Raw genomic sequence first — 21,789 nt, forward strand, 5'->3', positions numbered from 1 at the left:
ACTCGATGGTGACCTGGCCGCGGTCGCCGGCGCACGGACGTCGCCTCGTCACGGCGCTCACTCCTTCCGCCGCCGGAAGCCGCCGGTCCCCCGGTCCGCGCCGCGGGCACGCCCGCCGCGGCGCACGAGGGCCGTCTCCGGTGCCTTGACGAGGCCCAGTTCGGCGGCGAGCGCCCACAGGGCCTGGCGGACGGTGCTCTTGCCGTCGAGGGCGTGGACACGTCCGGCGTCGACGGCCGCCTGCAGTTCCCGGAAGTTGGCGGGGACCGCGGTGGCGGCGACGGCCGTGCCGGTGATCTTCTGGATGAGCGGGGGCTGGATCTCCGTACCGCGGGTGTGCCGGTTGACGACGACGGTCGTCTCCTCGGCCTTGCGGACCTGGAGGCGGTCCCACATGCGGACGGTGCGTTTGGCGCCGCGGACGGCGACCACGTCGGGGGTGGTGACGAGGAGCGCCCGGTCGGCCATCTCGACGGCGGCGGCTCCGGCGCCGCTGAGCTGGGCGCCGCAGTCGACGACCACCACCTCGTAGCGGGAGCGCAGGGCGCCGACGATCTGGCGGACGGCCCGGTCGGTGACCTCCTCGCCGCGTTCGCCCTCGGCGGGGGCGAGGAGGAGGGCCAGCCCGCTGTCGTGGCGGAAGACGGCCTCGGCGAGGACACGGGGCGAGAGGTCGGTGATGGCGGCGAGGTCGACGACCGAGCGGCGGAACTGGACGTCCAGGTAGGAGGCGACGTCGCCGGTCTGGAGGTCGAGGTCGACGAGCGCGGTGGGCCGGCCGGAGGCCTGGGCGGCGAGGGCGAGTTGCACGGCGGTGAGGGTGGCGCCCACGCCCCCCTTGGCGCCGCTGACGGTCACGACGGTGCCGCCGACGCCGGTGAACTCCTCGGCCCCGTGGCCGAGATGGCGCCGGACGCCGACGGACCACTGGGCGACGGACTGGACGCGGTGGGCCAGTTCCTCGTAGCCGAGGGGGAGCGTGACGACGCCCCGGGCGCCGGAGTCCATGGCGGCCTGGAAGAGGCCGGGGCCGGCGTCGGTGGTGACGAGGACGACGCCGACCGCCGGGAAGCGCAGGGCGACCTCGCGGACCAGCTCCAGCGCCGGGACGGGTCCGATGCGTTCGTGGACGATCACGACCTCGGGGAGTTCGTCGACGGACTCGGCGGCGAGGCGGGCGAGGGTGTCGACGAGCTGTGTGGAGTCGGCGACCGGGGGGACCGGTTCGGCGTCCGGGAGCTGGCTGAGCAGGGTGGTGAGGGAGCGGACCGCGTCCGCGTCGCCGACGGCCGGGAGGATCCTCGTGGGCATGGGCGGCGGCCTCTCACTTGTCCGTGACGAGTTCGTACGTACGGTCCTGGTCGGGGATCGTGGTGGCGCCGCCGGGGGCCACGAGGGCGAGGCGGACGCGCTTGGCGAAGGACTCGGCGTACGTGATGCGCTGGGCGTCCAGGGTCGACAGGGCGAAGGTGATGGGGACGGCGTCGGTGGCGGAGCCGGCGCGGTTGTCGCGGTCGGGTTCGAGGGCGGTGATCTCGCCGACGTCGAGGACGCGCGCGTTGGTGACGATGATCTTCGACTGGTCGGGGTCGGAGTCGCGGGCGCCCTCGAAGGTGGCGTACACGTTGACCGAGGAACCGGGGCTGATCTTGCCCGCGACGCCGGTGGCCGCGTCGACCATGATGGCGACCTCCTGCTGCCCCGGCTGCAGGGCGGGCTGGTCGACGATCATGTCGCTCTGCAGGAGCGAGCCCTTCTTCAGGGTCGTCACGGCGATCTTGCGGCGGATCGCCGTGAGATCGGTGACGGCGTTCTGCGACAGCCAGCGCTTCGGCATCTCGATCTTCTTGAACTGGCTCTCCTCCAGAGCCGTGTACGGCGCGATGTCGGACCGCAGCTCGTAGGCGGTGACCTCGGGGCCGACCTTGGAGTTCACGTCGTCGATGACGGAGAGGACGCCGGCGAAGGCACCGAGGGCGCACACCACCGACAGGAGCAGGAGAATCACGCCGCGGCGCTGACGGGAGTTCATGGAACCGTGCAACCTCGTTGGGGGTCGGGTCGAGCGGGAACGGTGGTCGGTGCCGGCGCTTCTCGGCCGGGGTGCGCCTTTCAGCCGGTGGTGAGGGCGCGGACGGGGCGGGCGGTGAGCTCGGCGGCGGGCGGCGGGCCGGCGGAGCAGAACACACAGCGGTCGCCGATGACGTCGATCCCGCACCAGTGACAGACGCCCTGCCGGACCGAGGCGACGAGCTGGTAGAGGACCGACAGGTCGGGCAGGTAGGCGCAGAACTCGATCAGCTTGGGGGTGCCCCACCAGGCGGCGGACTCGGCGGGCGCCTCGGTCTCCCGCAGACCCTGGGCCTTCCAGGCGGGGGCGAGGGTCCCGGTGACCCAGTCGGACTGGAGCTGACCGCGGCCGACGAGCATCCAGGTCCCGAACTCGGGCCCGGGGAGGGTGACGTCGGGTGCGGCCTTGACCAGCTGCGGCTGTGGATGGGCGAGTACGGCGAACTGGCTGCCCGGGACCCAGGACCGGGCGTGCGCCTTCAGCCCGACGACCGGGACCCGGTCGAGCCGGGCGACGGAGCCGAGGAGCGCGCCCGCGTGGATGTAGTGGGTGAGCAGCCGGCCCGCCGAGGCGAGCACCCCCGGCCCGAGGTCGCAGGAGGCGAGCTGGCGCAGCTGGCGGGCGAGGACGGCGACGCCGAGGGGCGGCAGGTCGGGCCGGTACAGCGCGATGCGGTCGCTCTCCAGGAGCGAGCGGATGGTGTGCAGCCGCTGCTCCACCGCGGGCGGGACGGCCCGTGAGTACACGACGACGAGGTGCCCGTGCTGCTCGACGAGGAGTTGTACGGCGTCCAGGGCCTGTTCCAGCGGCTGCCGGTCCAGGTCGGCGAGCACGACGGCGGGCAGGGTCCGCTCGTCCTGCGGCGGCAGCGCCAGGTCGGCGCCGGTCACGGCAACGGCAGTTGGCACGCGCAGCTCCCCGATTCCCGCGGCCGGCCCGCCGGGAGTTACTCCGGCGCACCGGGGTGACTTCATTGCGTGACTACGTCAGCACTGTAACCACGCGCTTGTGGCCGGAGAACCGCTTTCCGTAGCCGGTAAGGAACTGTTCTTCGCGCAAGACACGCCAAACCGGGGCAGGTTGCGCACACGGACCCTGCACAACCGGATCTCTTGACAAGCCAATTGGTCTGGACCAACGTGTTGTCATGTCCCCACATAAACGAGTGACGAGACTGTGGTCGGGGGCGGTCACCGCCGCCCTCGCCCTGTCCCTGGCGGGCGCGGCTCAGGCGCCCGCCGCGGACCTGAACAACGCGAAGAACGCCGGCTTCGAGTCCGGCCTGGCCCACTGGTCCTGTTCGGCGGGCAGCGGTACGACGGTGCCCTCGCCGGTGCACGGCGGCGCGGCCGCCCTGAAGGCGACCCCGGCCGGCCAGGACAACGCCAGGTGCAGCCAGACGGTGGCCGTGAAGCCCGGCTCCACCTACACGCTCAGCGCCTGGGTGCAGGGCGGCTACACCTACCTGGGCGTCACCGGCACGGGCACGACGGACGTCTCCACCTGGACCCCCGACTCCTCCACCTGGAAGGAACTCCGGACCACCTTCACCACGGGAGCCTCCACCACCTCGGTGACGGTCTACACCCACGGCTGGTACGGCCAGCAGCCCTACTACGCCGACAACCTCTCGGTCCACGGCCCCGACGGCGGCGGAGGCGGCGACCCGGCCCCCACGGTCCCCGCCGCGCCCACCGGTCTGGCCGTGTCCGGCACGACCTCCTCCTCCGTCTCCCTCTCCTGGTCCGGCGTCCCGAACGCGGCGGGCTACAACGTCTACCGGGCGGGCACGAAGGTCACCTCCGTGACCGGCGTCTCGGCGACCGTGACCGGCCTCGCGGCCTCGACGTCGTACGGCTTCCAGGTGACGGCGACGAACGCGGCCGGCGAGTCGCCGAGGTCGGCGGCGGTGACGGGCACGACGAAGGCCGCGTCCGGCGGTTCACTGCCGAGGCACGCGGTGACCGGCTACTGGCAGAACTTCGACAACGGCGCGACGGTCCAGCGCATCTCCGACGTGCCCGCCGCCTACGACATCATCGCCGTGGCCTTCGCCGACGCGACGACGACCCCGGGCGCGGTGACCTTCACCCTCGACTCCGCCGGTCTCGGCGGCTACACGGTCGACCAGTTCAAGGCCGACATCAGGGCCAGACAGGCGGCCGGCAAGAAGGTGATCGTCTCGGTCGGCGGGCAGAACGGCACGGTGTCGGTGAACGACGCGACGTCCGCGGCGAACTTCGCGAACTCGGTCCACGCCCTGATGCAGACGTACGGCTTCGACGGCGTGGACATCGACCTGGAGAACGGTCTGAACGCGACGTACATGAGCCAGGCGCTGAGGACACTGGCCTCGAAGGCCGGCTCCTCGCTCGTGCTGACGATGGCCCCGCAGACGATCGACATGCAGTCCACGTCCAACGCCTACTTCCAGACCGCGCTGAACGTGAAGGACATCCTCACGGTCGTCAACATGCAGTACTACAACAGCGGTTCGATGCTGGGCTGCGACGGCAAGGTGTACAGCCAGGGCTCGGTGGACTTCCTGACGGCCCTCGCCTGCATCCAGCTGGAGGGCGGCCTCTCCCCGTCCCAGGTCGGCCTGGGCCTGCCCGCCTCCCCCAGCGGCGCGGGCAGCGGCTATGTCTCCCCCACGGTGGTCGACAACGCGCTGGACTGCCTGACGCGGGGCACGAACTGCGGGTCCTTCAAGCCCTCGAAGACCTATCCGGACCTGCGCGGCGCCATGACCTGGTCCACCAACTGGGACGCGGCGGCGGGCAACGCCTGGTCCTCGACCGTGGGGGCGCATGTGCACGCGCTACCGTGAGCCGCGCAGCGCGCGGGAGCACCAGCCGATGACCGTCGCGTTGACCAGGGCTCCGCAGACGATGGCGAGCACGATCATCGAGACGTGGTCCGGGAGCACGAGCAGGACCAGGCTGGCGGGCGCCGTGGCCAGGAGGGGGATGACTCCGGCCATGGACTCGCCCGAGTCGTCCAGGGCGGTCACCGCCAGGGCCCAGATCAGCAGGGCGGCGCAGACGGCCAGGTAGGCGAGGGCGAGGACGTCGGTCAGGGCGTGCCGCAGCCGGCCGGTCACGGTGTCGGGCATGGAGGGCTCCCCTCGGTCGGCGTCAGAGGTGCAGGCCGGGTGGGTTCGGGCGGGCCAGGCCCAGGTCGTAGGCGAGGATCGTCGCCTGGACGCGGTCCCGCAGCCCGAGTTTGCGCAGGAGGGCGTTGACGTGGGACTTCACCGTGCCCACCGTGATGCCCAACTGGTCGGCGATCTCCGCGTTGTTGAGGCCTGCCGCCACCAGCGTGAGCACACCGCGCTGGCTGGCGGTGAGGCTGTCCAGTTCGGGGGCCGGGGTGCCGGGGGAGGTCCCGGCCCCGGCACCCGAGGCGTAGTGCCCGATCAGCCGCCGGGTCGCCGACGGCGCGAGCACGCTCTCGCCCGCCGCCACCACCCGGATGCCCTGGAGGAGTTCGGCGGGCTGGACGTCCTTGAGGAGGAAGCCCGAGGCTCCGGCGCGCAGGGCGTCGAAGACGTACGCGTCGAGGTCGAAGGTGGTCAGGACGAGCACCCGGGGCGCGTCCTGGCGGCCGGTGATGATGCGGGTGGCGGCGATGCCGTCGAGTTCGGGCATGCGTACGTCCATGACGACCACGTCGGGCCGGAGTTCCTCCGCCAGCCGCACCGCGCTCGCGCCGTCACCGGCCTCCCCGACAACCGTCAGGTCCTCCTCGGCGTCGATCACCGCGGCGAACCCCGCCCGGACGATGCCCTGGTCGTCGACGACCAGCACCTTCAGACTCATCGTTCCCTCTTCTCCTCGCCGTGCTCCGCCACCGGCGCGAACGGCAGCCGCAGACCGACCGGGCCGGGGCCCTCGGTGGTCAGAGTGCCGCCGAGTGCCGCGATCCGCGCCGTGAGCCTCTCCCGCAGGGCGGGGCGGGCGCCAAGCGGCACACCGGTGGCGGTCAGCGTCAACGTACCTGCGTCCGCGTCGAGTTCGAGCCGGGCGGGCGCCTCGCCGCCGACCGCGAGCAGTACCTCGGCGGCATGGTAGGCGGTCAGGTCCACCGCCGTGGGCAGCCGGTCCGGTACGCGGTCGGTGAGCCGAATCTCGATGTCGCGGCCGGTGGCCCGGCACTGCGCGGCGAGCAGGTCGAGGGCCTGGAGGGTGGGCTGGGGACGCAGTTCGGGGGCCGTCTCCTCCTCCCGGACCGCGTCGAGCAGGGCCCGCATCGCGGTCAGGGCCTCCCGGGCGCGGCCGGCGGTGGAGTCGAGCCGCCCCGCCTCCGCCTCGGCGACCATGTCGGCGGTGCGGGCCAGCACGGTGGTCTCCAGCCCGGCGGCGATCCGGCGCCGCTCGGCCCACGCGTCCCGGACGGCCGCGCCGGTCCAGGCGGCGAGCCGCTCCTCCCGCGCCCCCCGGTCGGCCCGGTCACGCCGCCCCCGCCGGGCCCCGGCCCACACGGCCGCCGCGGCCGTCACCAGGACCCCCGCCGTCGCCGCCCCCGCGACCAGCCACCCGGGCACCGCCACGCCCCGCCCCAGCACGGCACCGGTCGCGGCCCCCGCGTGCACGACCACCACCGCGAGGACGACCACGGCCAGGGGGCGATCCGTGAAGAAGGCGAGGGAGCCGAAGCCGGTTGCCGCGCTGCGGTGCCGGGCCCGTGCCGCGAGTGCGGTGCAGGTCGCGAGCATGCTCAGGGCCGGCGGCAGGAGGACCGGGCCGGCGTAGTCGCCCAGCGACATCGCCACCGGCCACAGCGGGGCCAGGGCGAGCAGGGCGGCGAGGGCGAGCCGGGGTGTCCGACGCAGCCACAGCAGGGCGACCGCCTGGGCCGCGACGAGCAGGGCGAACAGCGCGCCCGCGGTGACGTGCGCGCCGGACGACGCGGTGTCCGGGCGGATCACCAGCGCGGGGAGCAGCGGTTGCAGGGACAGCCCGAACGCGGCGACGACCTGGGCGAGGCGGTAGCCGCGCGGCACGCTCCGCTCCCCCGGCGCGGAGCCGCGGCCGGGCAGGGCCGCGCGCACCTCCCAGCCGCCGTCGGCCGTCGGGCCGGTGCTCAGGGTGCCGCCCGCCTCCCGGGCGCGGGAGCGCAGGAAGCCCTGGCCGCGCCCGCCGCCGAGGCCCGCGGCGTGCGCCGCCGCCCCGGCCGGCGGGGCCGCGCTGGTGACCACGACGTCGGTGCGGGTGTCGCCGTACCGGCACAGCACCGTCGTACGGGCACCGGGCGCGTGGCGTGCCACGTTGGTGAGTGCCTCGCGCACGATGCCGTACGCCGCGTCCGCGACGACCCCGTCCGGCAAGGGGTCGATCTCGCAGTCCACCGGCTGGTCGAGCCTGCGGAACCCCGCGACGAGCGCGTGCAGCCTCTCCTCGGGCGTGGGCAGTTCCGCACGCGAGGGCGTCGGCGCCCGGACCGCGCCGAGGGCCAGGGTGACCTCCCGGCCGGTCTCGGCCGCGAACCGCAGCGCCTCCTGCGCCAGTTCGGGGCGCCGCTCGCGCAGCCCGAGCGCCGCGCCCGCGGTGACCACCACGGCGGTCAGGTGGTGGGCGCTGACGTCGTGCAACTCCCGTTCCATCCGCTGCCGTTCGGCGGACGGGAGCCGGTGGCGCTCGGCCTCGGCGCGGCGCAGCGCCCGCTCGGCCGCCCGCCGGGCCCGCCGGACCCGCCGGACCACCAGGCCGCTGCCGCACGCGGCCCCGTACAGCAGGGCGGTGAGGGCGACGCCGAGGCCGTCGCCGTCCCTGAGCCCGTGCAGGGTGACGTCCTGCGTCACCTGCCAGAAGGGGAGCGTCACCCCGCACAGCACGGCGGTGAAGGGGTCGCGTTCGCTCGCCACGGTGAACAGGGCCAGCGCGACGCCCGCGGTCCCGAACACGGCCACCGCCCCCGCGGGCAGCGGCCCGGCCCCCAGCCCGCAGGCGACGGCGACCAGGACCAGGGTGGTCACGGGGCGGGCCCGGCGCAGGGCGAGCGCGGCGGTCAGCGGTCCGGCGACCAGGGCGGCCACGAGCAGATCGGACACGGAGGGCACGGTGCCACGCACGAGCGCCACCCCGGGCCACACCAGCACCTGGACGCAGGACAACAGGACCGGGATCAGCCGGTCGTCGGTTCGCTTCATGGTCCGCCCAGGCTAGGTCCGCGGACGAGGAACCCGACTCCCGCTCGGGTCGTATTCGCGTCTCTTACCTGGGTTGCAGAAGGTCACCGTGGTCTCCTGGCCCGGCGGTCGCCGGTCTGGTGTGGCGACCGGTTTCGCCGCATGCTGGTGCGTGCGCATATCGGTGTACGGCGGTGCTGGATGGGGGGCGCTGTGCGGAGGCCGGGCTGGGTGTGGGTGGCGGCGGGGCCGCCGGTGGGGATCGGGGTTGGCGCCCTGCTGATCTTTTCCTTGCGGTGGTACGAGCACTGGGCCTACGCACGCAGTGACGCCTGGGTGGTGTGCGGGGCCCTGTTCGGAGGCGGGCTGGTCGGGGTGGCGGCGTGGGCGGCGACCGACGCGGAAAACAGCGCGGTGGGGTGGGTGGTGGGCACGGTATGCGTGGTGCACCTCGTCACCGGGACCCTGCTCGCCGGCCATGACGCTCTGCACGACCGCGGCCGCGAGGTCACGGTCACCGTCCTGAGGGAGCATGTGCACCGTGACGTCAACGACATCGGTGTGGAGATGGCGATTTCGTACACCTACGACGTCGCCGCGCCGTCGGGGCTGCCGCACCGCCGCCTGGATGCGATGGGGACCCGGCTGTCGGTGGGACAGCGTGTACGGGCGACGGTCGATCCGCAGGGACGCGTCGATTCGCAGTTGGGCGGCCCCCCTGGGCCCGCCCCCGTCATGCCCCAGTTGCTGCGGATCTGCGAACTGTTGCTGATCGTCTTCAGCGCCGGCATCGGGGTGTTCTTCTCGGTCCTGTGGGCGTCCCAATGGCGCGAGCGCTGACGGCCGGGTGCGTGAGTGAGCCCTTTTCCGTCTCCATCCTGAGCCGGCTGTTCGACAGGTCCCGACGCCCGCCCCCTACCCCATCGGCCGGTAATGGCCCAGCACCCAGGCCAGTTGGGTGAACCAGGTCCGGAGCAGTTCTCGTGGTCTGGCGTTCACGACGCATTCGTACACCCGGCCGTCCAGATGGACCACCGCCACCATCAGCGCCTTGCCGTTGGGGCTCGCCTTGTAGTGGACGCTGCGGACCTCCGGCCAGGGGAAGTCGACCGTGATGTCGTACATCTCGAAGGCCACGCCGGAGACGTCGACGACGATCGAGTTGTGCTTGTCGACGGCGAGGAACTCGGGGCCGGACGGGACGGGTTGCGGCGGTCCCGGCGCGTACGGGGGCGGAGGCGGACCGAAGCCCGGCGGGACGGCCGGGGGTGGTGGCGGTGGCGGCGGCTGGTCTGTCACCCGGGCAACCTACCCGGCACCCCCTGTGCACCCGCTTTCGGTCCCCCCTGAAACATTTTCCCCGTCCCACCGCATCAATGAGGTGAGGACGGCGCGGCGAACGGCTCCGCGACCGGCACCGCGGCCGAGCAGAGCAGCTGACACAGGGGGACGTGCATGAGGAAGGTCCGTGCGGACGAGTACGCCGAGTTCGCGGCGGCGCGCACCGGGCATCTGTACCGGTCCGCGTGTCTGCTCACCGCCGGGGACACCCACCTCGCCGAGGACCTGGTGCAGGAGACCCTCGGCAGGCTGTACGTCCGCTGGGGCCGGGTGTCCCGGGCGGACAACCCGGCGGCGTACGCGCAGACCGTCCTGACCCGCACCTACCTCGCCCATCAGCGCAGACGCAGCAGCCGGGAGCGGGCCGTGGAGGCGTTCCCGGACCTGCCGGACGGCGGCGGCACCGACACGCCGCTGCGGCTCACCCTGCTCCAGGCCCTCGGCCGGCTGCCCGCGAAGGACCGGGCCGTGGTGGTGCTGCGGTACTGGGAGGACCGGTCGATCGAGGAGACCGCCGGTGCCCTCAACGCCAGCTCGGCGGCCGTACGGACCCGTTGCTCGCGGGCGCTGGGACGGCTGCGGGAACTGCTGGGCGGGGACATCGGCGAGTACGTACGCCCCTGACCACGCGCCCTCGTCCACCGGCCTTCCCCCCGCCGCCCCTGCCCCAGCACCTCACCCTCCCCCGACGTCAACTCCAGCCCGTGGAAACGGTGGTTCACCATGCCCGCAGACCAGCACACCGGCCGCTTCGAGGACCGGCTCTCCGCCGCACTGCACGAGGTCGGCGGCACCTTCGAAGCCCCCCGTTCCGAACTCACCGCCGCGGGTGCCCGGCGCGGCCGGCGGCTGCAGTTGCAGCGCCGGGCCGCACTCGCGGGCAGCGTGGCGAGCCTCGCGCTCGTCGGCGTGGCCGGCACGCTGCTCGTGCCCTGGCACGGCGACCCCGCCCCCCGGCCCTCCTCGGTCGCCGGCAGCGGCACCCCCGACCGGGCGCGCACCTACTCCGCCGACGACGTCGTGCGCACCCTCCAGAAGCTGCTCCCCCGGGGCACGTTCACCCGCACGGAGGCGCGCGGCACGGACGAGGGGCTGCCGCCGCTCGCGGTGGGGGTGTTCGACGACGGAAAGGGCGAGGGGGCCGTCTCCGTGGGACTGGAGCGGATCACCACGGGCGGGCGGAAGCTGAACCCCTCCGCCGAGGTGATGCCCTGCCCCGACAGCACACAGTCGGGCTACGACAGCTGCACGACCGAGGGCCTGCCGGACGGCTCCGCGATCACGGTCTACCAGGGGTACGAGTATCCCGACCGCCGGGTCGACACCAAGTCCTGGGGCGCCGATCTCGTCACCCCGGACGGCTCTCGCGTCAGTGTCATCGAGTGGAACTCCCCGGCGGAGAAGGACAAGCCGATCACCCGGACGGATCCGCCGCTCACCCCCGCGCAGCTGAAGGCCCTGGCCTCGGCCGCCGAGTGGCGCGCGATCATCGGCGCCCTGCCGGAGGTGACGTCGCCGAGCGAGGCGCCCGTCGGCCCCACCCGGCCCGGGGAGCTGTCCGGACTGACGATCCTGCGCAAGCTCAAGCTGCTGCTGCCGAAGAAGGTCGACGTCGTCTCCCACGGCAGCGACGAGACGGGGTACGGCTCCTTCGTCGTCGACGACGGCAAGGGCCGCAGCCTGGTGCAGGTCAATGTGCAGCCCGGTATGTCGGACGTCGCCGGCGAGCTCTTCGGCTCCGACGCCGAGACCCTCGCCGACGGCACCCTGGTCACGGTCCGCCGGGCGCCCGGTGAGAAGGGCGGGGCGGGGGTCGTGATGTGGACGGCGGACACCCTGCGCAAGAGCGGGCTGCGGGTCGTGATCAGCGCCTTCAACACCGGCGACCAGAACAGGGCCGCGACCCGCAAGGCGCCCGCCCTCACCCTGGGCGATCTGCGGAGGATCGCGCTCAGCCCGGAGTGGCTGAACGACACCGTCACACCCTGACAGCCGCTGTGCGGTGAGCGCCGCCGTACGTCACGTCAGTGCCCGAAGCAGCACGTCTCCGGCTCGAACCACGAGGTCCTCCGGGCGGCCTCCCGCACGACGGCTCAGGCGTACTGCAACCGTACGGCCGTACCCCCGTCACCGGCGTCGCGGACGTCGACGTACGCACACACCTGGCGGGCGTACCAGAGCCCCTGCCCGGGTGCCGGACCGGCGGCCCGGGGCGGGACGAAACCGATGAGCGGGTCGTCGATCCGTTCGGCGAGCAGGAGTTCGCAGACACAGCCGGGCGCCTCGCCCCACAGGACCGCGCCGGTGACCCGGCCGAGGGTGGCGGCCTCCGTGACGGCCGTGGTGAACGTCTCCGCGTCGGCGCCGGCCAGCCCGCGCCCGGCGGCCCAGGCGCGCACGGCCTCGGGGGCCGGTTCGGAGAGCCGCCGCGCGTCGGCCGGGGTCGGCGGCAGGGGTACGGCGTCCAGCTCGGCGGCGATGCGGACCGGGTCCTCGTACACGCCCGTACCGGGGTGGGCGCGACGGGCCGCCTCGATGAGGACCGCGCCCGCGGTACGGGTGTCGTAGACGCACATCGCGGTGGTCGCGGTCGAGGCGAACAGGAGGTTCGCGAGGGCCTCGTAGCGGATCCACTCGGCGCTCTCGCGCGGGGAGCGGCCGGCGCGGCCGTTCCACACCGGTTCCATGAGCAGGTGCATCCGGCCGTCGGGGCCGCCGTGTCCGGCGAGGTGGGTGGCGGCGCGGGCGACGGCGTTGGCGGCGGAGCCGGTGTACCAGTCGGTGTGCGGGAGGAAGCCGATGTGGCGGGCGTCGGCGCCGAGGGCGTCGCGCAGGAGGGCCAGCCGGTCGGGGGCGAGGATCGCCATCGGCGGCGGCTCGTCGGGGGCGGCGAGCCCCTCGGCGAGGAAGGGCAAGGCGTCGGCGAGGAAGTCCTCGTCGGTGGTGAAGACGGTCATGCGGTGGTCGAACGTGCCGGACACGGCCGGGGAGGGGGAGGAAGACGGAGAGGGCGAGGACGGAGCGGTCATGGGTCCCTCGTGGATCGGTGAAGGGGATCGGTGCGGTGGGTCGGTGCGGTTGCCGCACCCGAGCTTGCTGAGGATGCGTTCGACATGTCCTTCGGCGGTGCGGCGGGCGATCACCGGTCGGTCGGCGATCTGCCGGTCGGCGAGCCCCTCGGCGACGAGTGCGGCGACCTGGGCCTCGCGCCGGGGCGGGCGGGCCCGGTGTCGTCCCCCGTGTCGTCCATGACGCGGGCGGCGAGTTCGGGCAGGGCGAGCGCGGCGCCCCGGTCGTAGGACCGTCGGTAGGCGGCGGCTCCGATCACCGGGCGGCCCCGGTCCTCGGCGGTGCGGCGGGTGGCGTTGCGGCAGGCCGGGCCCCAGCGGTCACGGTCCACGTCGGTCCGCACGCGGTCGGCGGCGATCCGGGCCGGCAGATCGAGGGTGGGGCCGGTGCCGACGACGTCGTGGACCGCGAGCCCCAGCCGCGGCGCCTCCCGGGCGTGCGCCTCCGCCCGCTCGCCGTCGCCCTTCACCGGCAGCCGACAGTCCCGGCGCGGCGCTGATCCGCCCATGATCGGCCAGTCCTCTGGGGGTGCGTTCGTGCGGACCCCCAGGCTTCCCCGGGTGGTACATATATGCACCTCACCCTCACCCCCACGGGTGTACTTCAGCGAGGTCCGTTCGCGGCGACACGCCCACGCGTACACTGCGCCGCCGATCAGCTCGCCCCTTTCCGCATGATTCAGGCCAGCGGCGATATGCGCTGTCTTGACCTGACCATGCCAACATCGGACCATGTGCGACACCGCACCGCCGCACACAGCAAGCGCACAGCACGCCCCCCACGACCACTCCCCACAAGGAGAGTTCATGCGACTTCGCATCCGCGGCTCAGGCGCCGGCGCCCCCCGCGCCCGCGGCGGCAGACGCACCGCCGCCCTCGCCACCCTGCTCGCCCTGGCCCTCGCGGCCCCCCTCTCGGCGACGGCCGGCCACGCCTCCGCCGACAGCGCCCCGAAAGCCGCCCCCTCCGCCGACGACATCCGCCAGTACGAGATCCACGTCGACCACAACACGCCCGTCACGCGCACCGCGATCGCACAGGCCGGGGTGAGCGTCGACGAGGCCGACGAGGAGACCGTGGTCGTCTCCGGCCGCACCGACCAGATCGCCAAGCTCCGCTCCCAGGGGTACGAGATCACCCCCGTGGGCTCCGCACCCGACCGCCTCGCCGCGGACGAGGTGCGCCTGTTCGACTTCCCGACGGCGGACGCCAAGTACCACAACTACGCAGAGATGAGCGCGGAGATCGACCAGCGCGTCGCGGCCTACCCGAGCATCATGAGCAAGCGGGTCATCGGCAAGTCGTACGGCGGCCGGGACATCGTCGCCATCAAGGTCAGCGACAACGTCGGCACCGACGAGGCCGAACCGGAGGTGCTGTTCACCCACCACCAGCACGCCCGCGAGCACCTCACCGTCGAGATGGCCCTGTATCTGCTCCGCGAGCTGGGCGCCGGCTACGGCACCGACTCCCGGGTCACCAACATGGTCAACGGGCGCGAGATCTGGATCATCCCCGACCTCAACCCGGACGGCGGCGAGTACGACATCGCCACCGGCTCCTACCGCTCCTGGCGCAAGAACCGGCAGCCCAACTCCGGTTCCTCGGCGGTCGGTACGGACCTCAACCGGAACTGGAACTACAAGTTCGGCTGCTGCGGCGGCTCCTCCGGCTCCACGTCCTCCGAGACCTACCGGGGCGCCTCAGCCGAGTCCGCGCCGGAGGTGAAGGTCGTCGCCGACTTCGTCCGCAGCCGGGTCGTGGGCGGCAAGCAGCAGATCACCGCCGGGATCGACTTCCACACCTACAGCGAGCTGGTGCTGTGGCCGTTCGGGTACACGTACTCGGACACGGCGACCGGGATGACGGCCGACGACAACGCCGCCTACAAGGCGGTGGGCCAGAAGATGGCGGCCAGCAACGGCTACACCGCGGAGCAGTCGAGCGACCTGTACATCACCGACGGGACGATCGACGACTACCTCTGGGGCGTGCACAAGATCTTCTCGTACACGTTCGAGATGTATCCGACGTCCAGCTCCGGGGGTGGGTTCTACCCGCCCGACGAGGTCATCGAGCGGGAGACCTCCCGGAACCGGGACGCGGTGCTGCAATTGCTGGAGAACGCCGACTGTATGTACCGGTCGATCGGCAAAGCCAGCCAGTACTGCGGTTAGTCGTGGGTCGGTCGTCGGTCAGTCGTCGCCCTCTTCGAAGTACGCGTCGAGGACCGCGTCCAAGGCCGTCTCCCACTCCGTGAAGCGGGACCTGGCCGTCGCCTCGATCTCGATCGGGTACCAGCGGCGGTCAGGGGTGTGGACCGTGACGGTGAACCGTTTGCCGAAGCGCGGGGCCTCCGTCTCGATGGCGCCGATCTCGTCCCAGCGGAACTCGCACGCCTCCTCGTCGAGGCGGAGCCGGACGCCCTTGGCGTCGGCGGTGATCCGCGCCCGGCGGTCGGCGGCCTCGAAGACCGGGCCGTCGGAGGCCTCCTCCTCGGCGGGGGCCTCCTTCCCGGCGGCCGCGGCCGTCTCCGCGGCCGACTCGGCCGACTCGGCCTGTGAAGTCCCTTCGGGCTCCTCGGAGTCCGCGGCCTCCTCGGCCGGATGCGCGTCCTCGGGCTCCGCCTTGAGGGGCGACGAGAGGCCGGGGATGAACGCCGGGTCGAAACCGGCGCCCTCCAGGGGCTTGCTGCTCGAATCTATCCGCTGCTGCTCCACAGCGCGAAGTATGGTCGAAGATCCTGTGCCGGACACAGCCAGCCCCTACTTCGTTACCGGAGGCCTACAAGGGAGACGCGCACCCGAACACGCTCAACCCGGCCGCGTCAGCCGAGTACGGCGAGCGCGTCGATCTCGACGAGGAGCCCGGCGGGGAGACCGACGTAGACAGTGGTGCGGGCGGCGGGGGCCTCCGTGAGGTCCGCGAAGTAGGCGTCGTAGATCTCGTTCATCTCCGCGAAGTGCTCCACGTCCGTCAGATAGACGCGGATCATCACCACGTCCTCCCAGCGCGCCCCGCCCTCCCGCAGGATCGACTCGACGTTGGCGAGGGTCTGGAGGGTCTGCTCGCGCAGGGTGGGCCCGGCGGGCGTGGGGGGCCTGCCCTCCTCGGCGGGCAGGAAGCCGACCTGGCCGGCGACCTGGAGGATGTTGCCCTTGCGCACGCCGTGGGAGAACCTCGCGGGCGGGGTCGTGTGGGTCTTCGGGGTGAGCGCGGTCTTCTCGGTCATCAGGGGGCTTCCTTGATCGGGGTCCGGCCGGAGTACTCGCCGCTGATCGCGTCCGCCGTACGGCGCACCAACGGGCGGAGGGTGAGGAGTTCTTCGGCGGTGACGACGACGTTCGGCGCGGAGACCGACATCGCGGCGACCACCCGGCCGTCCGCGCCGCGGATCGGGGCGGCGACGCAGTTGATGGACTCCTCGTGGCCGCCGAGGTCACTGGCCCAACCCTGTTCCCGCACCGTTTCCAGCTCCCGCAGGAAGGCGGGGGCGCCGGCGGTGGAACGGGCCGTGTACATCGGGTAGTCGAGCTTCTCGGCGACGGCGCGCCGCTCGGCCTCGGGCAGGTCGGCGAGGAGCAGCTTGGCGACGGCGGCGACCGTGATGGCCACCGGTCTGCCGATCCGCGAGTACATCCGCACCGGATAGCGGCTCTCGACCTTGTCGATGTAGAGGACCTCGCCCTCCTCGTACACGGCGAGGTGCACGGTGTGCCCGCACTGCTCGTTGAGACGGACGAGGTGGGGGTGGGCGATCTCGCGGATGTCGAGGCTCTCCATCGCCTCCTGGGCGAGGGCGAAGAGGCGGGCGCCCAGACGGTAGCGCTGGTCGGACTGGCGGTAGACCAGGCCGTGTTCGTGGAGGGTGCGCAGCAGCCGCAGGGCCGTCGACTTGTGCACACCGAGGCGATCCGCGACCTGTCCGAGATCGGCGGGGCCCTCGGCGAGCAGCGGCAGGATGCTCAGCGCCCGGTCGACGGTCTGGCTCATGGAGTGCGTACCTCCTCGGGGGTGGCCCCGGTCCGCGTCCACCCGGGGCCGAGTCGAAGTGTCCCCCATGCCCGGTCGTCGAGGGCGGCAAGCCGGTCGGCGTGGTCATGGGAGGGGGGTGCGGCGAGGTCACCGGGGACGGTGAGGGCGGCGGCGGCCCAGAGGTGCCCGTGCCGCAGCCGGTCCGGGAGGGGGAGCCCGCGAAGGGTCGCGGAGAGGAACCCGGCGGCGAAGGCGTCGCCGGCGCCGGTGCTCGCCACCACGTCGACGACCGGGGCGGGGACGAAGACGCTGCGCGAGGGGACCTCCCCCAGGGGCGCGGGGCCCTGACCTGTGCGGCTCCGCCGCGTGGGCGCGACCGGCCCCCCACCGTCCGCGGCCGAGACGAATGCACCGGCCCCTCTCCCGCCCTGCTTCACCACCAGGACCCGCGGCTCGGGCAACGCCTCCCGAACAGCCGAAGGCCCTCCCGTGATCCCCCACGCCTCCTCCGCCTCGTCCTCCCCCACGAACACGAGATCGGCCCGCCGGGCCAGCTCCAGCAGCACCCTCGGCCCCTCGGCCGTCGGCCACAGACCCCTGCGGTGGTTGACGTCGAAGGAGACGAGGGGACGGCCCGGCCGGGGCTCGGTCAGCTCCCACAGCAGCTCGCGGCACTCCGGCGACAACGCCGCGGTGATCCCCGAAAGATGCAGCACCCGCCCCGCCCGCACCGCCGCCGGATCCACCGTGGCCGTGGACATCGCCGAGGCTGCCGAGCCCGCCCGGTAATAGGCCACCTCGTGGTCCGCGCCGGCCCTGTCCCCCGCCGTGCGGAAGTACACGCCCGTCGGACGGACGGGGTCACGGCCGACCGAGGCGACGTCGACGCCGTACCCCCCGATCGTCTCGACCAGGTGATCGCCGAACCCGTCCGTCCCGACCCGGCTGACCCACCTCACCGCGTGGCCGGCGGCAGCCAGCCCGCACACCACGTTGGACTCCGCGCCGCCGATCGCCCGGTCGAAGGAGGGCACGTCGGCGAGCCGGCCGGGGCCGGTGGGCAGGAACGTGACCATGGACTCGCCGAGCGCGACGACGTCCACGGTGTCGGGGGTGGTCACGATGGTGGTGGCTCCTCGTCATTGACCCGGCATCGGCGTGGATGTTAGACAGCGGTGAGCGACATATGCAACGCCTGTTGCAGAGAGTGCAACAGGCTCGATCAGGGAGGCCTCGTGCCCGGTACGGAAGCGCTCGCCCGACTCGCGGAGGAGGCGGTCGACCACCGCTTCAAGGGCCTCCCGCCGGACGCCGACGGCCTCACCGTCGCCGAGCTGACCGCCCAGCACCGCAACCTCTTCACCGACGGCTTCACGACCCCGGTGCTCGCCCTCTCCGCCGAGCGTCTGGAACACAATCTGCGCCTGATGGAGACGTACGCGACCCGGCACGGTCTCGCCTTCGCCCCGCACGGCAAGACGACCATGGCGCCCCAGCTCTTCCGCCGGCAGCTCGACTACGGCGCCTGGGGCATCACGCTCGCCGTCCCGCACCAGGTCCGGGTGGCACGGGCGTACGGCGTCGAGCGGGTGTTCCTCGCGAACGAGCTGGTGGACCCGGCGGCCCTGCGCTGGATCTCCGGACAGCTCGACGCCGACCCGGACTTCCGTCTCGTCTGTTACGTCGACTCCGTGCGCGGGGTCGAGCTGATGGACGCGGCGCTGGCCGGGGCCGCCCGGCCGCTGGACGTCGTCGTCGAGCTCGCCGCCGGGGAGGGCGCCCGCACCGGGGTCCGTACGGAGGCGGAGTGCACGGCCGTCGCGGAGGCGGTGGGCGCCGCCGCGACCCTCAGACTGGTGGGCGTCGCGGGATACGAGGCCGAGGTCCCGCGGGCCGACGAGGAGCGGGTGCGGGCCTGGCTGCGCCGGCTGGTGGCGCTCGCCGCCGACTTCGACAAGGCGGGGCGGTTCGCGGGGGTGCCGGAGATCGTCGTCAGCGCGGGCGGGAGCGCCTGGTTCGACACGGTCGCCGAGGTGTTCGCGGAGATCCCCGAGCTGTCCTCCCCCGTACTGAAGCTGCTGCGCTCCGGCGCGTACGTCTCGCACGACGACGGCCACTACCGCCGGCTCACCCCGTTCAACCGGGTGCCCGAGGAGGGTGCGCTGGAGCCCGCGTTCCGGCTGTGGACGCAGGTCGTCTCCCGGCCCTCCCCGGACCAGGCGTTCGTGAACGGCGGCAAGCGGGACGCCGCCCACGACCTGGACCTGCCGTTCGCCCAGGTGGTCCGGCGCGACGGCGCGGAACGCCCGGCCACCGGGGTGTCGGTCACCGCCCTGTCCGACCAGCACGCCTGGCTGCGCACCACCGAGGAGGCGGACGTGGAGGTCGGCGACTGGGTCGGGCTCGGGCTGTCCCATCCGTGCACCTCGTTCGACAAGTGGCCGCTCATCCCGGTCGCACGGGCGGACGGCACGGTCGTCGAATACATCCGTACGTTCTTCTGATCCATCCGTACGTTCCCCCGAGCGGAGGGCCGGGCATGGAAGACCTCGTCATCCGGGACGCGGACGTCGTCGACGGCAGCGGCGCGGACTCCTACCGCGCGGACGTGGTGGTCGACGACGGCAGGATCGTCGCGATCGTCCAGGAGGCCGCGGCGGCGGGCTGCCAACGGCCCAGGGCGGTACGGGAGCTGGACGCGGAGGGGCTGGTCCTCGCGCCCGGCTTCATCGACATGCACGCGCACAGCGACCTGGCCCTGCTGCGCGACCCCGACCACAGCGCCAAGGCCGCGCAGGGGGTGACGCTGGAGGTCCTCGGCCAGGACGGGCTGTCGTACGCCCCGGTCGACGACCGCACCCTGGGCGAGGTCCGCCGGGCCGTCGCCGGCTGGAACGGCACCGGCGACGACATCGACTTCGACTGGCGCTCGGTGGGCGAGTACCTGGACCGGCTCGACCGGGGCATCGCGGTGAACGCGGCCTACCTCGTCCCGCAGGGCACGGTCCGCGCCCTCGCCGTCGGCTGGGAGGACCGCCCCGCCACGCCCCGCGAGCTGGACCGGATGCGGCAGCTGGTGGCGGAGGGGCTGGAACAGGGCGCGGTGGGTCTGTCGTCGGGGCTGACGTACACCCCCGGGATGTACGCCGGGAACGCCGAACTCACCGAGCTGTGCCGGGTGGTGGCCCGGCACGGCGGCTACTACTGCCCCCACCACCGCAGTTACGGGGCGGGCGCGCTGGAGGCGTACGCCGAGATGGTGGCGCTGGCCGGGGAGGCGGGCTGCGCCCTGCACCTCGCCCACGCCACCATGAACTTCGGGGTGAACCGGGGGCGCGCGCCGGACCTCCTGGACCTCCTCGACCGGGCGCTCGACGCCGGCGCGGACATCACGCTCGACACCTATCCCTACACGCCCGGCTGCACGACGCTCGTGGCCCTGCTGCCGAGCTGGGCGAGCGAGGGCGGCCCCGGGGAGATCCTGCGCCGCCTCGCCGACGACGACACCGCCGAGCGGATCCGCCACGACCTGGAGGTGACCGGCGCGGACGGCTGCCACGGGGTGCCGGTGGACTGGGACACCGTCGAGATCTCCGGGGTGACCGACCCGGCGCTGGGCGGCTTCGTCGGCCGTACGGTCCTCGAATCGTCCGCCCTGCGCGGGGAGAGACCCTGGGAGACGGCCCGCCGGCTGCTCCTCGACGACGGCCTCGGCCCGACGATCCTCCAGCACGTGGGCCACGAGGAGAACGTCCGGACCGTCATGCGCCACCGCGTCCACACGGGCGGCTCGGACGGTGTCCTGCACGGCGCCAAGCCCCACCCGCGGGCCTACGGCACCTTCCCGCACTACCTCGGCCACTACGTGCGGGAGCTGGGCATCCTGTCGCTGGAGGAGTGCGTGGCCCATCTGACCGGCCGCGCGGCGGCCCGCCTGCGCCTGCCCGACCGGGGCCTGGTGCGCGAGGGGTACCGCGCCGACCTGGTCCTGTTCGACCCGGCGACGGTGGCGGCGGGCGCGACGTACGCCGCCCCGCGCACCCTGCCCAGGGGCATCCCGCACGTCCTGGTCGACGGCCGTTTCGTGATCGAGGACGGCCGCCGCACGGACGTACTGGCGGGCCGGGCCATCAGACGCACCCCGCTGTGACCCGCCCGCAGCCGACGTCAGGGCACTACGGCTTGGGAAGCACGCAGCCGGCGGCGCTCAGGTTGAGCTGGTTGCCCGTCGTGAAGCACGCGGGGATCTGGTAGATCTCCTGCGCGTAGTTGATGCCCTTGCGCACGGTAACGGTGCCGCTCTCGGTGACCTCGCAGGGGTTGTTCACCGTGCAGGTCGCGCCGTCCTCGTTGCCGGTGTTGTTGACGGCGACGACCTTGCCGGTGGACTGGTCGATCACCGGGGAGCCGGAGGTGCCGCCGATGGTCTGGCAGGCCGAGGTGTAGCGGAGGGAGTCCTTCCAGGTCCAGTCGCCCTCCTTGAGGCGGTAGACGAACCCGTCGACGTTGCAGCTGTAGAGCGTCTTCCAGTAGCCGGAGGCCACGGTGATGGCGGTACCCGCGGTGGGGTGGGTGTCCTGCACGGTCAGCGCGGAGATCCCGTACGAATTCCTGATCGTCGCGTAGGTGCTGGTGAGCTGGTAGATCGACACGTCCGTGTCGGTCATCGTCGCGTAGGCGAGCTTGCTGGCGCGCAGGGTCGCGACCCGGGTGCCGGAGGAGTTGAGCAGACCGAAGGTCCGGGTGGAGCTCTGGTTGGTGAGGACCTCGCCCGGGTCCAGGAAGCCGGACGTCAGGCAGTGGCCGTTGCTGAGCACCAGCGCCGGGTCGGTGTCCAGGGAGCCGGGGAAGCGGATGACCGATCCGGAGCAGTTGCTGAGCGCGACGGTCCCGGCGAGGGTGACGGCCTGAAGCGTGGGTGCGGCCGCCTTGGAGTCCGTCTTGGTGTCCGCCTTCGCGGCGGGTGCCGCGACGGCCGGTGCCGCTCCGATCCCGGCGATGGCCAGGGCGGTGAGCGCGGCGACGAGAGGCTTTCTCATGTGGGGGTCCCCTCTTACGACGAGGCGACCGGAGATCTTCCGGCCGCCTTGTTTTGTCATGTGCATTCTTAGTACGGATGCACGGAGGGGCAAGCGGCTGTTTTCGGCCGGGAGTTGGCGCGATCCCATGCCTTACAGAAACGGGACACGGTTCCGTATATTAA

Annotated in this window: 20 protein-coding genes and 1 pseudogene; 7 read left to right on the forward strand and 14 right to left on the reverse strand. The window is 72.9% G+C overall.

Annotation, left to right across the window (positions count from 1 at the left end; translation table 11 throughout):
* Positions 1–57: 57 nt before the first annotated feature.
* The 3 genes from U5640_RS16090 to U5640_RS16100 form a co-directional block, all read right to left on the reverse strand.
* Positions 58–1,311: an AAA family ATPase gene (locus tag U5640_RS16090; RefSeq protein WP_340376479.1), complete on the reverse strand. Its 1,254-nt coding sequence runs from the start codon at positions 1,309–1,311 to the stop codon at positions 58–60.
* 13 nt (positions 1,312–1,324) lie between these two features.
* The gene (cpaB, locus tag U5640_RS16095; RefSeq protein WP_340376480.1) at positions 1,325–2,032 is read right to left on the reverse strand and encodes a Flp pilus assembly protein CpaB; all 708 of its coding nucleotides are present in this window, start codon (positions 2,030–2,032) and stop codon (positions 1,325–1,327) included.
* An 80-nt stretch (positions 2,033–2,112) separates the two neighbouring features.
* Entirely contained in the window at positions 2,113–2,979 is an 867-nt protein-coding gene (locus U5640_RS16100; protein WP_079078870.1) for a hypothetical protein, read from the reverse strand.
* Between the two features lie 239 nt (positions 2,980–3,218).
* Here U5640_RS16100 and U5640_RS16105 point away from each other — a divergent pair, with 239 nt between their 5' ends.
* Positions 3,219–4,901 (forward strand): glycoside hydrolase family 18 protein, encoded by a 1,683-nt coding sequence (locus tag U5640_RS16105; RefSeq protein ID WP_340376481.1) that lies wholly within the window; start codon positions 3,219–3,221, stop codon positions 4,899–4,901.
* Here U5640_RS16105 and U5640_RS16110 read toward each other — a convergent pair.
* From U5640_RS16110 to U5640_RS16120, 3 genes are read right to left on the reverse strand one after another with little or no spacing between them, the layout of a single operon-like run.
* Positions 4,893–5,186, reverse strand: a complete 294-nt coding sequence (locus tag U5640_RS16110; protein WP_340376482.1) for a hypothetical protein — start codon at positions 5,184–5,186, stop codon at positions 4,893–4,895. The two genes, U5640_RS16105 and U5640_RS16110, sit on opposite strands and share 9 nt — an antisense overlap.
* 22 nt (positions 5,187–5,208) lie before the next feature.
* Positions 5,209–5,892: a response regulator transcription factor gene (locus U5640_RS16115; RefSeq protein WP_340376483.1), complete on the reverse strand. Its 684-nt coding sequence runs from the start codon at positions 5,890–5,892 to the stop codon at positions 5,209–5,211.
* Entirely contained in the window at positions 5,889–8,222 is a 2,334-nt protein-coding gene (locus U5640_RS16120; protein WP_340376484.1) for a histidine kinase, read from the reverse strand. Before U5640_RS16120 ends, U5640_RS16115 begins: the two co-directional genes overlap by 4 nt.
* 234 nt (positions 8,223–8,456) lie before the next feature.
* On the opposite strand from U5640_RS16120, the gene U5640_RS16125 reads away from it, so the two are divergent.
* A complete protein-coding gene (locus tag U5640_RS16125; protein WP_340376485.1) occupies positions 8,457–9,041 on the forward strand; it encodes a hypothetical protein in 585 nt (194 codons plus the stop codon).
* Positions 9,042–9,116: 75 nt separating this feature from the next.
* Here the strand turns inward: U5640_RS16125 and U5640_RS16130 are convergent, their stop codons facing one another.
* Positions 9,117–9,500: a hypothetical protein gene (locus U5640_RS16130; protein ID WP_340376486.1), complete on the reverse strand. Its 384-nt coding sequence runs from the start codon at positions 9,498–9,500 to the stop codon at positions 9,117–9,119.
* Positions 9,501–9,656: 156 nt separating this feature from the next.
* On the opposite strand from U5640_RS16130, the gene U5640_RS16135 reads away from it, so the two are divergent.
* Positions 9,657–10,166 (forward strand): SigE family RNA polymerase sigma factor, encoded by a 510-nt coding sequence (locus tag U5640_RS16135; protein ID WP_340376487.1) that lies wholly within the window; start codon positions 9,657–9,659, stop codon positions 10,164–10,166.
* Between the two features lie 99 nt (positions 10,167–10,265).
* On the forward strand, positions 10,266–11,531 hold the full coding sequence (locus U5640_RS16140) for a hypothetical protein (protein ID WP_340376488.1): 1,266 nt from the start codon (positions 10,266–10,268) through the stop codon (positions 11,529–11,531).
* 104 nt (positions 11,532–11,635) lie between these two features.
* Here the strand turns inward: U5640_RS16140 and U5640_RS16145 are convergent, their stop codons facing one another.
* Together U5640_RS16145 and U5640_RS16150 are read right to left on the reverse strand one after the other, a co-directional pair.
* The gene (locus U5640_RS16145) at positions 11,636–12,523 is read right to left on the reverse strand and encodes an MEDS domain-containing protein (RefSeq protein ID WP_340376489.1); all 888 of its coding nucleotides are present in this window, start codon (positions 12,521–12,523) and stop codon (positions 11,636–11,638) included.
* Between the two features lie 147 nt (positions 12,524–12,670).
* Positions 12,671–12,928: pseudogene (locus U5640_RS16150) on the reverse strand (LuxR family transcriptional regulator); the annotation flags it as partial.
* Positions 12,929–13,417: 489 nt separating this feature from the next.
* On the opposite strand from U5640_RS16150, the gene U5640_RS16155 reads away from it, so the two are divergent.
* Positions 13,418–14,788 (forward strand): M14 family metallopeptidase, encoded by a 1,371-nt coding sequence (locus U5640_RS16155; protein WP_340376490.1) that lies wholly within the window; start codon positions 13,418–13,420, stop codon positions 14,786–14,788.
* Positions 14,789–14,806: 18 nt separating this feature from the next.
* Here U5640_RS16155 and U5640_RS16160 read toward each other — a convergent pair whose 3' ends face one another.
* The 4 genes from U5640_RS16160 to U5640_RS16175 all read right to left on the reverse strand — a co-directional run bounded on the left by U5640_RS16160 (position 14,807) and on the right by U5640_RS16175 (position 17,707).
* Positions 14,807–15,331: a hypothetical protein gene (locus U5640_RS16160; RefSeq protein WP_340376491.1), complete on the reverse strand. Its 525-nt coding sequence runs from the start codon at positions 15,329–15,331 to the stop codon at positions 14,807–14,809.
* 107 nt (positions 15,332–15,438) lie between these two features.
* Entirely contained in the window at positions 15,439–15,843 is a 405-nt protein-coding gene (locus U5640_RS16165) for a RidA family protein (protein WP_340376492.1), read from the reverse strand.
* Entirely contained in the window at positions 15,843–16,604 is a 762-nt protein-coding gene (locus U5640_RS16170) for an IclR family transcriptional regulator (RefSeq protein ID WP_340376493.1), read from the reverse strand. Before U5640_RS16170 ends, U5640_RS16165 begins: the two co-directional genes overlap by 1 nt.
* Entirely contained in the window at positions 16,601–17,707 is a 1,107-nt protein-coding gene (locus U5640_RS16175; RefSeq protein ID WP_340376494.1) for a sugar kinase, read from the reverse strand. The genes U5640_RS16170 and U5640_RS16175 overlap by 4 nt, the downstream gene beginning before the upstream one ends.
* A gap of 114 nt (positions 17,708–17,821) precedes the next feature.
* Here U5640_RS16175 and U5640_RS16180 point away from each other — a divergent pair, with 114 nt between their 5' ends.
* Both U5640_RS16180 and U5640_RS16185 read left to right on the forward strand, forming a co-directional pair.
* Complete coding sequence (locus U5640_RS16180) at positions 17,822–19,090, forward strand: amino acid deaminase (RefSeq protein ID WP_340376495.1); 1,269 nt, start codon at positions 17,822–17,824, stop codon at positions 19,088–19,090.
* Between the two features lie 35 nt (positions 19,091–19,125).
* Entirely contained in the window at positions 19,126–20,736 is a 1,611-nt protein-coding gene (locus U5640_RS16185; protein ID WP_340376496.1) for a D-aminoacylase, read from the forward strand.
* A gap of 25 nt (positions 20,737–20,761) precedes the next feature.
* On the opposite strand, the gene U5640_RS16190 is transcribed toward U5640_RS16185, so the two are convergent.
* Positions 20,762–21,625: a serine protease gene (locus U5640_RS16190; RefSeq protein WP_340376497.1), complete on the reverse strand. Its 864-nt coding sequence runs from the start codon at positions 21,623–21,625 to the stop codon at positions 20,762–20,764.
* Positions 21,626–21,789: the final 164 nt, after the last annotated feature.

Source organism: Streptomyces sp. SS7 (assembly GCF_037993025.1).
Lineage (GTDB): Bacteria > Actinomycetota > Actinomycetes > Streptomycetales > Streptomycetaceae > Streptomyces.